The organism is Youngiibacter multivorans, from assembly GCF_017873395.1.
GTDB lineage: Bacteria > Bacillota > Clostridia > Clostridiales > Clostridiaceae > Youngiibacter > Youngiibacter multivorans.
The window spans coordinates 44,652-56,774 of the sequence record NZ_JAGGKC010000028.1; the positions used below are offsets into that span (position 1 = coordinate 44,652).

7 protein-coding genes and 1 other annotated feature are annotated in these 12,123 nt (G+C 47.5%); of the genes, 6 read left to right on the plus strand and 1 reads right to left on the minus strand.

Features of this window, described 5'->3' with window-relative positions; genetic code table 11:
* Window positions 1-2: 2 nt before the first annotated feature.
* The 5 genes from J2Z34_RS14265 (at window position 3) to J2Z34_RS14285 (ending at window position 10,415) form a co-directional block, all read left to right on the plus strand.
* A complete protein-coding gene (locus J2Z34_RS14265; RefSeq protein WP_209460539.1) occupies window positions 3-644 on the plus strand; it encodes a RecX family transcriptional regulator in 642 nt (213 codons plus the stop codon).
* 243 nt (window positions 645-887) lie between these two features.
* Window positions 888-5,165, plus strand: coding sequence for a 2-hydroxyacyl-CoA dehydratase (locus J2Z34_RS14270; RefSeq protein WP_209460540.1), 4,278 nt, complete (start codon window positions 888-890; stop codon window positions 5,163-5,165).
* A gap of 12 nt (window positions 5,166-5,177) precedes the next feature.
* Window positions 5,178-5,391: a binding site (T-box leader), on the plus strand.
* Between the two features lie 35 nt (window positions 5,392-5,426).
* Complete coding sequence (locus J2Z34_RS14275) at window positions 5,427-8,066, plus strand: valine--tRNA ligase (protein ID WP_209460541.1); 2,640 nt, start codon at window positions 5,427-5,429, stop codon at window positions 8,064-8,066.
* A gap of 123 nt (window positions 8,067-8,189) precedes the next feature.
* Window positions 8,190-9,497 (plus strand): bifunctional folylpolyglutamate synthase/dihydrofolate synthase, encoded by a 1,308-nt coding sequence (locus tag J2Z34_RS14280; RefSeq protein WP_209460542.1) that lies wholly within the window; start codon window positions 8,190-8,192, stop codon window positions 9,495-9,497.
* 72 nt (window positions 9,498-9,569) lie between these two features.
* Window positions 9,570-10,415 carry a deoxyribonuclease IV gene (locus J2Z34_RS14285; protein ID WP_209460543.1) on the plus strand — a complete coding sequence of 282 codons (846 nt, stop codon included), beginning with the start codon at window positions 9,570-9,572 and terminating at the stop codon, window positions 10,413-10,415.
* Between the two features lie 47 nt (window positions 10,416-10,462).
* On the opposite strand, the gene J2Z34_RS14290 is transcribed toward J2Z34_RS14285, so the two are convergent.
* The gene (locus J2Z34_RS14290; protein ID WP_209460544.1) at window positions 10,463-10,981 is read right to left on the minus strand and encodes a DUF4364 family protein; all 519 of its coding nucleotides are present in this window, start codon (window positions 10,979-10,981) and stop codon (window positions 10,463-10,465) included.
* A gap of 264 nt (window positions 10,982-11,245) precedes the next feature.
* On the opposite strand from J2Z34_RS14290, the gene J2Z34_RS14295 reads away from it, so the two are divergent.
* Window positions 11,246-11,905 carry a single-stranded DNA-binding protein gene (locus J2Z34_RS14295; protein WP_342453195.1) on the plus strand — a complete coding sequence of 220 codons (660 nt, stop codon included), beginning with the start codon at window positions 11,246-11,248 and terminating at the stop codon, window positions 11,903-11,905.
* Window positions 11,906-12,123: the final 218 nt, after the last annotated feature.

Genomic DNA, 12,123 nt, shown 5'->3' on the forward strand with positions numbered 1-12,123 from the left:
ATTTGAAAATTTTATCAATCGAGGACGACAGAAGGGATAAGGACAGGTCCAGACTGACAATGGATGATGGCAGCATCTATCCTTGCCACAAAGAGCTGATAGTGAGGATGCACCTTAAGACGGGCATGGAGTTCGACGAAGCCTCGCTCAGGGATATGGTAAGCGCAGATGAAAAGCTCAGGGCAAAGGATGATGCATTTACATTTCTCGAAAGAGGCTACAAGACTCTTGAAGAGGTCAGAAGAAAGCTATCAGCAAAGGGCTACGATGAGGACACCATAGGTTCAGTATCCGGCCTGCTTGAAGAGTACCGGATGGTAGATGATGAAAGGTATGCAAGGCTTTATTCGAACGAGAAGATAAGGAAGGCCGGGGTGCTGAAGATCCGTCACGACCTTCAGGCAAAGGGTGTTGACAAGGAGACGATAGAAGTCGCAATCGGCAGCATGTCTCCTGATGCTGAAAGAGAATCCTGCAGATCACAGGCTGCCAAAAAGCTTGAGCTGCTCAAGAAGAGGGAAAGCGACCAGTGGAAGCTTCGCAGCAAGCTTTATGGCTTTCTGGTAAACAAGGGTTTCTCAAGGGACACTGTTTCTGCTGTACTTAGAGAGCTCCTCACAGATGATGAAATTGATTTGGACTAATTCTTCGACAGGCTGAATTTTGCTTCAAGCCTGTCTGTTTTATTGGTTTTGAGCCTTGAAACCCTTTCCAATTCTTAATTATTTCTTGATAATACAAAATTTACAATTTGGTGATATAATATATTATTATTCAGTCCTCCGCTAATATATTAGCGGTTATTTTCATGAAAGACATATTTTGCCAACTGACTATCAAAGAGAGGTGAAGGGTGCCGTGCCGCTTTCGCGGATCGGGCCTAGTTTATGAAAGACAGATTGTACATAGGTCTGGATGTGGGTTCCACTACAGTCAAGATCGCAGTCCTGGATAAGAATTCAAGACTGGCATACAGCGACTATAAAAGACATTACTCCGATATCAGGAGCACTGTCGTGGACTGCATAAAGGATGCATACGATGCTTTCGGGCAGCGTGAAGTCACAGTGAGTGTAACCGGCTCTGGCGGAATGTCCGTCTCAGGCTGGCTGAAGATAGATTTCGTACAGGAGGTAATAGCCTCCACCAAGGCAGTTGAAGAGTTCATCGGGCATACAGATGTAGCCATCGAGCTTGGCGGTGAAGATGCAAAGATTACCTATTTCGACGGTTCAATAGAGCAGAGGATGAATGGTACCTGCGCAGGCGGTACCGGTGCTTTCATCGACCAGATGGCAGCTCTCCTTAAGACCGATGCCACTGGCCTGAACAACCTGGCGAAAGGCTCCACATTCATATATCCTATAGCTGCAAGATGCGGTGTATTCGCAAAGACTGACGTTCAGCCTCTAATCAACGAGGGAGCGAAGAAAGAGGATATAGCCGCTTCCATATTCCAGGCAGTGGTGAACCAGACCATATCAGGACTTGCCTGCGGAAAGCCTATAAGAGGCAACATAGCCTTCCTTGGAGGACCGCTTCATTTCCTGTCGGAGCTTAGGACAAGGTTCATCGAGACGCTTCACCTTTCTGAAGCTGCTGCGATAGTTCCAGAAAATGCTGAGCTCTATGTTGCCATGGGTGCTGCCCTCCATTCAAAGGAGACCTATTCACATGATTTCCAAGTCCTTAAGGACAGGGCTGAGAAGCTTAAGGGAGTATTTGTAAAGGAAGTTGAAAGGCTGGATCCTCTATTTGCTGACAAGGCTGATTTTGATGCGTTCAAGTCAAGACATGACCTGGCTAAAGCTGAAAGGGCGGACCTTTCCAGCCATACCGGTCCCTGCTACCTTGGTATAGACTCAGGTTCCACAACATCAAAGCTCGTGCTCATGGATGATGACAGGCGAATCCTGTACTCATATTATGGAAGCAACAAGGGTGAGCCTCTCAAGCTCATAGTATCGATACTTAAAGACCTTTACTCTAAGCTGCCTGAAGGCGCATATATAGCAGGAAGCACAGCTACAGGATATGGGGAGAGCCTCTTGAAGGCTGCCCTCGGTGTGGATTTCGGAGAAATAGAGACCATAGCGCACTATACTGCAGCAAACCATTTCCTTGAGGGCGTAGACTTCATCCTTGACATAGGCGGTCAGGACATGAAGTGCATGAAGATCAAGGATGGCGCAATTGATTCCATAATGCTCAATGAGGCGTGTTCCTCAGGATGCGGTTCATTCATCGAGAGCTTCTCAGAATCCCTGAACTTCGATGTGAGGGACTTCTCAAGGGAAGGCCTGTTCTCAGAAGAGCCTGTAGACCTGGGATCCAGATGCACTGTATTCATGAATTCAAGGGTGAAGCAGGCGCAGAAGGAAGGTGCTTCCGTGGGCGACATCAGCTCCGGGCTTTCATACAGTGTAATAAAGAACGCGCTTTTCAAGGTTATAAAGATCCGTAATCCTAAGGAGATGGGTGAAAAGATCATCGTGCAGGGTGGTACGTTCTATAACGACAGCGTACTCCGGGCATTCGAGAAGGTTTCAGGCAGGGATGCCGTAAGACCGGACATAGCAGGACTAATGGGAGCATTCGGCGCTGCGATAATCGCCAAAGAAAGGATGGAGGGGCAAAGGTCTACACTTCTTGGATCTGACGAGCTTGAGCTCCTATCACCCAGGGCTGAAATGAGGCGCTGCGGACTTTGTCTCAACAACTGCCCCCTTACTATAAACATATTCAGGGAAGGACATGAGTTCATCTCCGGAAACAGGTGCGAAAGACCCCTGGGCGTCATAAGGAAGAATGATGTTCCGAACCTTTTCGACTACAAGCATGACCGGACATTCTCCTACAAGAGCCTTGAAGAATCGGAGGCAACAAGAGGAACAGTTGGAATACCAAGGGTTCTCAACCTGTATGAAAACTACCCGTTCTGGTTCACTTTCTTCACAGAGCTTAAATACAGGGTTGTGCTTTCACCGAGGTCATCAAAGAAAATATACGAGCTTGGGATGGAATCCATTCCTTCAGAATCGGTTTGCTATCCTGGCAAGATAGTCCACGGCCACATAGAGTGGCTTGCAAAGAAGAATGTGGATATGGTCTTCTATCCTTGTATCCCATACGAGGAGAAGGAAGACACGGGAGCATCCAACCACTACAACTGTCCGGTTGTGACCTCATATCCTGAAGTCATAAAGAACAACATGGACATAATAAAGACAAATGGCATGACATACCTGAACCCTTTCCTGAACCTCTACAAGAGGAATGAGCTTCCAAAGAAGCTTCACTCGATTCTGTCGAAGTACAGTGACATGACGCTTCAGGAGGTAACCGCTGCGGTTGAAAAGGCCTATGCGGAGAAGGACCAGGTAAAGGAAGACGTCCAGAAGAAAGGTGAAGAAACACTGAGGTATATGAGGGAGCATGGCCTTAAGGGCATTGTGCTGGCCGGAAGGCCTTACCATGTGGACCCTGAGATACATCACGGGATTCCTGACATCATCAAGGACTTCGGTATGGCAGTTCTAACTGAGGATTCAGTAGCTCATCTTGGAAAGGTCGACAGACCCCTTCGGGTAATCGACCAGTGGACCTACCACAACAGGCTTTACAGGGCTGCTTCCTTTGTAGCGGGGAGAGATGACCTTGAACTTATTCAGCTCAACAGCTTTGGCTGCGGGCTTGATGCCGTTACTTCGGACCAGGTTGAGGAGATACTCCACAGCAAAGGGAAGCTGTACACGCTTCTGAAGATCGATGAAGGAAACAATCTGGGAGCAGCAAGGATCAGGATCAGGTCTCTCAAGGCAGCCATGGATGCAAGGGAGAGGAATTCCTTCGTAAGGAAGGACAGGCCCATTGTCTACGGCAGACCTCAGTTTACAATAGAGATGAAGAAGACACACACCATACTGGCCCCACAGATGTCACCCATACACTTCAGGTTCCTGGAGGCGGCTCTCAGGGCATCAGGCTTCAATCTGGTGGTTCTTCCAAGCGATGACAGAAATGCAATCGAGGAAGGACTGAAGTATGTAAACAACGATGCATGCTATCCTTCAATAATAGTTACTGGTCAGATCATAAACGCCCTGAAGAGCGGAAAGTATGATCCTGACAACACATCAACCCTGATAACCCAGACTGGTGGAGGCTGCAGGGCCACCAACTACGTCGGCTTCATAAGGAAAGCCCTGAGGGATGCTGAATTCCCGCAGGTACCGGTAGTGCCGCTCTCATTCCAGGGCTTCGAGAAGCATCCCGGGATGAAGCTGACCTTAGATACGATCAACCGTGTCCTGTTTGCAATACTTTACGGCGACCTCCTCATGAGGGTGCTTTACAGGGTAAGGCCATACGAGACCATAAAGGGTTCTGCGAACGCACTCTATGAGAAGTGGTCGGAAAAGCTGGTAAAGGATGTTTCCAACGGAAGCTTCCAGCTATACAAGGATAATGTACAGGGGATAGTCAGGGATTTCGACAACCTCGAGATAAGAAGCATTGTGAAGCCAAAGGTCGGGCTTGTAGGTGAAATACTGGTAAAGTTCCATCCGACGGCAAACAACAATGTGGTCGATGTCATCGAGAATGAAGGCTGTGAGGCGGTTATGCCTGACCTGACAGATTTCTTCCTATACAGCTCCTACAACAATATCTTCAAGCGGAAGGAGCTTGGCGGCAGCCTTAAGGGCGCAGTCACATCGAAGCTCATAATCGAAGCGATTGAAATCTACAGGAAAGCCATGAGGGATGCACTGTCTGAATCAGAGAGGTTCACTCCTCCCTCAAGGATCGAATCCCTTGCTGAAATGACAAAGGACGTGGTTTCCATCGGAAACCAGACCGGAGAAGGGTGGTTCCTGACAGGTGAAATGCTCGAGCTTATCCACTCAGGAGTTGAGAACATCGTCTGCATGCAGCCATTTGCCTGCCTACCGAACCATATCACAGGCAAGGGTGTCATCAAGAAGCTGAGGGAAGACAACAAGAACGTGAACATTACTGCCATAGACTATGATCCCGGCGCCAGCGAGGTGAACCAGCTGAACAGGATCAAGCTCATGGTATCGACTGCTTTCAGAAACCTGGAAAAGAACCAGAATCTTTCAGCAGTTGAAAAGACCTTGACAATAGAGAAGAGACACATATAATATAAGGGTATATATCAGGCATTGACGAAGAGGAGTATGCGAAGGGTCAGCGAAAAAGAGAGACCGCACCAGGCTGAAAGGCGGTCACGCAGGATTTTGCAGAAGGTAGCTTCCGAGCTTCCGGGCAGAAATTAAGTAAGTCCGGACGGTTTATTCGAACCGTTAATTTATCGAGTGCCCATGTAAGTGGGAAAAAAGGTGGTACCGCGGAGTCTTCGTCCTTTTATGGACGAGGGCTCTTTTTATTTTAAGGAGGATGCTATGGAAGACAGGAAGACGCTGGGAACAACGTATGATCCCAAGGAATTCGAGAAGAGACTATACGACAAATGGATGGAGATGGGAGTCTTCACTCCGAAGGTGAACAAGGAAAAGAAGCCTTACACCATAGTGATGCCGCCTCCGAACATAACCGGAAAGCTTCATATGGGACATGCACTTGACCTTACGCTTCAGGACATGATCATCAGATACAAGAGGATGCAGGGCTTCGAGGCACTGTGGCTTCCTGGAGAAGACCATGCTTCAATAGCAACCGAAGTAAGGGTTGAGAACGAGCTTCTTAAGCAGGGTATAGTAAAGAAGGAAATAGGCAGAGAGGCATTCCTTGAAAAGGTCTGGGAATGGTCAGACGAATACAGGGAAAGGATCAGGGAACAGATCAAAAAGATGGGCTCTTCCTGCGACTTCACCCGTGAAGCCTTCACCATGGACGAGAACCTCTCCAAGGCAGTCAGGACTGTTTTCGTAAAGCTGTATGATGAGGGACTGATATACAGGGGAAACAGGATGACAAACTGGTGCCCTAAATGCACCACTGCACTTTCAAATGCAGAGATTGAGTACAAGGAATCAGAGGGCAGCCTGTGGCACTTCAAATACCCTCTTACTGATGGAAGCGGGTACATCACAATAGCCACCACAAGGCCGGAGACAATGCTTGGAGACACAGCGGTAGCTGTAAATCCTGATGATGACAGATACAAGGCCCTCGTAGGCAAGACCCTCATGCTTCCTCTGATGGACAAGCAAATCCCTATAGTCGCAGACTCATACGTAGACGTGGAATTCGGTACAGGCTGCGTGAAGATCACGCCAGCCCATGACCCCAACGACTACCTGGTAGGGGAAAGGCACAACCTTCCCAGCGTGAACGTCCTTGACGACCATGGCAGGATAAACTCCAATGGCGGCAAATATGCCGGTCTTGACAGATACGAGGCAAGGAAGCTGATAGTTAAGGATATGGAGGCGCTTGGACTCCTTGAATCCATAAAGCCCCATCTCCACAACCTTTCCACCCATGACAGGTGCGGAACGGCGATAGAGCCGCTTATCTCCAAACAGTGGTACGTGAAGATGGAGCCCCTGGCAATACCTGCCCTGGAGGCAGTAAGGAACAAGGATACCAAATTCGTTCCTGAGAGATTCGAGAAGACATACTTCAACTGGATGGAAAATATCGAGGATTGGTGTATCTCAAGGCAGCTCTGGTGGGGACACAGGATACCAGTATGGTATTGCGACGCTTGCGGAGATACTATAGCATCCATAGATACTCCTCATTCCTGTCCTAAATGCGGTTCTGAAAAACTGAGGGAAGAGGAGGATGTCCTTGATACCTGGTTCAGCTCGGCATTGTGGCCTTTCTCCACATTAGGCTGGCCGGATAAGACAGAAGACCTGGAATACTTCTATCCTACCTCGACCCTTGTTACAGGATATGACATCATATTCTTCTGGGTGGCAAGGATGGTATTCTCCGGACTCTACAATATGAAGGAGACTCCATTTGACACAGTATTCATACATGGTATAGTAAGGGATTCAGAGGGCAGGAAGATGAGCAAGTCCCTTGGCAACGGCGTCGACCCTCTGGAGACAATAGACGAGTTTGGCGCTGATGCCCTGAGATTCATGCTTGTTTCCGGAAACGCTCCAGGAAATGACATCAGGTTCTATCCTGAGAGGGTCGAAGCAGCCAGGAATTTCGCGAACAAGATCTGGAACGCATCAAGGTTTGTCCTTATGAACCTTGATGGAGAGCTCCTTGAGAAATACAAAGAATCGAGAAGCTACTCCCTGGCAGACAGATGGATACTTTCGAGGCTTAACTCACTGGTTTCCGATGTCACCGCAAACCTTGACAGATTCGAGCTGGGAGTCGCTTTGCAGAAGGTCTATGACTTCCTGTGGAACGAACTCTGCGACTGGTATATAGAGCTTATCAAGCCTGTGTTCTATAATGGCACTGATGAAGAGAAGGGCACAAGCTTCAACGTCATAAGGAATGTCCTTATTGCCGGCCTTAAGCTCCTCCACCCGGTAATGCCGTTCATCACTGAAGAGATTTACAGTCACTTAAGTGAAGATGCTACTATAGTGACAGCTGCCTGGCCGCAATCTGACGAAACTCTGGTAGACCTGGCAACAGAAAGGAACATGAATGCAGTCATCGAAGCCATCAGGAGCATAAGAAACCTGAGGCAGGAGATGAATGTGCCTTCATCAAGGAAGTCCAAGCTCAGCATCCTTCCACAGGAAGGGATGGGCGAAGCCTTCGTTATGGCCACCGATTATCTCAAGAAGCTTGCATTCGCTGACGAGGTGGAGCTGGTAACAGCCGAGCCGGACGGAAAAAACAATGTTGCTGTTGTCACAGGCGACGCAAGGATATTCATACCACTACTGGACCTCATTGACAGGGACAAGGAAATAGAGAGGCTGAAGAAGGAAGAAGAAAAGCTCATGAAGGAGATTGTCAGGGTAACCTCCAAGCTTACAAACGAGAAATTCATCTCCAAAGCACCTCAGTCAGTAATTGATGAGGAAAAGGAAAAGGGTGCCAAATATGAGGCCATGATCCAGTCAGTAAGGGACAGGATAGAGTCGTTATCCTGATAAAACATAGGATAAGAGGCTTGACTTTGCACCACAAAACTTGAAATGGTGACACAATTTGAAATGATAAAAGGGCAGGGCAACGGACCGTAGGTCCATAGTCCTGCCTTTGTCGGAGGCATGATGGATTACATTGAAGCACTTAAATATATCCACGGGATTCCAAGAGCTCCCGAACGCACAGGACTTGACAGGATGAGGTCGCTCATGCGCCACCTTGGAAACCCTCAGGATGGACTTAAGTTCATCCATGTGGCAGGAACCAACGGCAAAGGGTCCACATCAAGGATCATTTCTCTTATCCTGGAGAAGTCAGGATACCGGACCGGACTATACACATCGCCTTTCATCGAGGTATTCGAGGAGAGGATTCAGGTCAACAGCAGGTACATTAGCCATGAAGCACTTGCAAGGCTGACCGGAAAAGTCAGGGCTGCGGTAACTGATGTGATGGCGGAAGGGCATTTCAATCCAACCGAGTTCGAGGTGGTCACAGCCATCATGTTCCTTTACTTCAAGGAAATGGACATAGACTTTGGAGTCATAGAAGTCGGGCTTGGTGGGAAAAATGATGCTACAAATGTGCTTCTACCCGTACTCTCCGTAATAACCTCGATCAGCTTCGACCATGTTGAAGATCTGGGTGACACAATCGAAAGCATAGCAGGCCATAAGGCAGGGATAATCAAGAAGGCTCCCTCAGTATCCGCACCGCAGGATATAAAGGCAGCTGAAGTTCTGATAGAAAGGGCGCATGGTACAGGATCTGACCTAACCTTCATCTCTGGGGAAGATATAAGATATATTGGAATGGATGAATGGAAACAGCTTATTGAACTCACGGTCAATCCCTGGGGAACTATAAAGTCCCATCTAAGCCTTCTCGGAAAGCATCAGCTGGAGAACTCCCTGCTTGCTGTGACGGCTGTCTCAAAGCTCGTCAGCCTTGGCTTCTACGTGCCTCATGATGCAGTAGTGTCAGCACTTGATGAGGTAATCTGGCCTGCACGGATGGAACGATTCGGAAAAGATCCTGTGGTCATCCTCGACGGTGCGCATAATCCTGACGGTATGCGGAACCTCATTGAAAGTGTTGACACCTATTTCAGGGATGTTCCCCGTGTTGTGATACTTGGCATTCTGAAGGACAAGGAGGCTCATCTTATGGCAGAGCTTGCCTCACAAGGCGCACAGGCTGTCATCTGTACATCTCCTCCAACTCCACGGGCGCTCACACCCGGAGAGCTCATGGCATATGTCCCTGACCATATTGAGCGTATAGCTGAGCCCTCTTATGAGAAGGCACTGGAGACTGCAAAAAAAATAAGCGGGCCCTCCGGTCTTATCCTCATCACAGGCTCACTTTACATGATGGGGGAATTCAGGAAGGTCCTGAGAAAAAGAGAAAACGAAGGTCTATATAAATATTAAATTTTACACAATTCAATTATCTCCCGATTTGTTGTATACTATCTGTATAAGCAAAACAGGGAGATGATTTTTTTGTTCAATATTGGCTGCCATCTTTCCTCATCAAAGGGATTCCTTGCGATGGGAGAAACAGCTTCAGAAATAGGTGCCAACACTTTCCAGTTCTTCACAAGGAATCCAAGGGGAAGCAAGGCTAAGGATATTGATCCTGAGGATTCAAGGGCACTTGTCGCATACATGTCAAAAAATGGATTTGGAAAAATACTAGCACATGCGCCATATACTTTAAATCCGGCGGGAGCAGACCCAAAGGTCAGGGATTTCGCTGAGATGGTCATGAAGGATGATCTCGTGAGGATGGAACACGTCCCAGGCAGCTACTACAATTTCCATCCGGGAAGCCATGTAGGGCAGGGGCTTGAAGAGGGGGTCCAGCTTATTTCCGGACTTCTCAACAGGCTGCTTTCAGAGGAGCAGACCACAATAGTGCTGCTTGAGACCATGGCGGGAAAGGGCACCGAAGTCGGAAGGACATTCGAGGAGCTGCAGATGATACTCGACAGAGTTGTGCTGAAAGACAAGGTCGGCGTTTGTCTGGATACGTGCCATGTGTATGATGCAGGATATGATATTGTTAATGACCTTGAAGGGGTACTGGGGGAATTCGATAGAATTATCGGACTTGAGAAGCTTAAGGCTATCCACATAAATGACAGCAAGAATCCGTTCTCCAGCCATAAGGACAGGCATGAAAAGATAGGGGAGGGTTCCATAGGCTTCGCTGCATTCTCAAGGATAATCAACCATAAATATCTAAGAGACCTTCCTTTCTATCTGGAGACTCCAAACGAGCTTGACGGATATGCAAAGGAAATCGAGATGCTGAAGGCCGCAAGGACCTTAAGCCAAAATTCTTGAATATAAAAGGGACAAAGCAAAACCTTTATGGCTGCTATGTCCCTTTCCTATTTGACAAGAAGTCTGTATAGTATTCCGTAAATCGCAGACGAATCCTTCCTCCAGCTGTGCATGGCGCTTTCTGCACTATCCTTGTCCGGAAGCGAAAGTGTCAGCCCTATGATCTCCCTCTCATCCTCAAAGGCAGAGAGTCTGACCACGAAGGTACCACGTTCACCTTCTTCTATGGAAGTGGATACAGTCGCTTCCCGAATGAGCTTGTCCATGCTTCTCTCGATGCATTCATCGACTGCCTTTGTCTTCCTCGGATTCATCCTGTCGGAAAAAAGCGTAAGCATTTCCTCTCCTGTTTTTGTGAGGTGAAGGGTATCTGAACCTCTTATTGTTACCATTCTTATGCAGTCTGCTTTCTCAAGCTCGTCAATATACGTCTGCAAGTCGAAGTAATTCATGAAGATGCTGCTCAAAAGAAGGTCTGACAGCTGATCCTTGGTGAGCTCAACCTTAAGGCCTTTTATCGCATACATTATAAGCAGTTTATTTTCAGCAAGGCTATTGTTTTCCAATTTGCACCTCCAAAGTCCACATTTAATGATACAGAATTTTGCAGGTCAATTCAATCATGGATGCCAGCTTTTTGAACTCAGTTATCATTTAGAAAGTGAAAATATTTTCATCTTTTCATTGCTATCGTTCTAATTTTCTTGAAATCGAATACACATTTGATATAATTAGTATTGAGTCTTTGTTTTGGGGAACAGAGGCCAGTGGGCATGCTCGTATTTTCGAGGTATGGCCTTTTCCAATACCAAAGAAAGAGGGGTAACAGAGTGGAGAACTACACAGAGAACAACAGTATTACTCTAGAGGGGCTGGTGCTCAAGAAACCACAGGTGAGCCATGAATTGTACGGCGAGGTATTTCATGTATTCGAGCTCGAGGTGGACAGGCTGAGCGAATCAAAAGACATACTCTGCGTCACTATTTCAGAAAGGCTTCTGACTGATATGACACTCAGTGTAGGAGACTTCATCAGGGTCAATGGTCAGCTGAGAAGCTACAACAAGGTAGTGGAGAACAGGAACAAGCTGGTTCTTACTGTTTTTGCCAGGTCCATTGAGGTACCGGAGGAACGTGCCAAGGATCCCAATGAGATACTTCTAGACGGATTCATATGCAAGGCTCCTGTATACAGGAAGACCCCCTTCGGCAGGGAGATAACTGATATTCTCGTTGCCGTTAACAGGGCTTACAACAAATCCGACTACATCCCGATAATCGCCTGGGGAAGGAATGCACGGTATTCCAAGAACCTTGAGATAGGGGAGAGGATAAAAGTCTGCGGCAGGCTTCAGTCAAGGGAGTACGTCAAGAATGTGAGCGAAACCGAAAAGGTAACAAGAGTTGCGTACGAGGTGTCAGTCTCAAGGCTCGAGCTGGTAAAGCACGACGAATCAAGGAGTGAAGAGGAAGAATCTTCGCTTGCATAGGTAAATTACAAGGCGTAGGGCATAAGCTCTGCGCCTTGTTTCATGCTCACCAGATTTCATACTGTGAATGACGGGGGCCTAATCTAAGAGTCTTGAAGAAATTTATTGTGCTGAAAAGTATTTATGGTTAATTGAAAAAGCAACTTCCACTTTGCCAAATAGAATTCCACTAATTTAGGAATCTGGGATTTCTTTGATGTACATGGTTTTTTAGACAG

What these genes read in the sequence shown, in the direction of transcription:
- J2Z34_RS14270 (WP_209460540.1), top strand. Translation starts at nt 888, where the DNA reads ATGAAAGACAGATTGTACATAGGTCTGGATGTGGGTTCCACTACAGTC.
- J2Z34_RS14275 (WP_209460541.1), top strand. Translation starts at nt 5,427, where the DNA reads ATGGAAGACAGGAAGACGCTGGGAACAACGTATGATCCCAAGGAATTC.
- J2Z34_RS14280 (WP_209460542.1), top strand. Translation starts at nt 8,190, where the DNA reads ATGGATTACATTGAAGCACTTAAATATATCCACGGGATTCCAAGAGCT.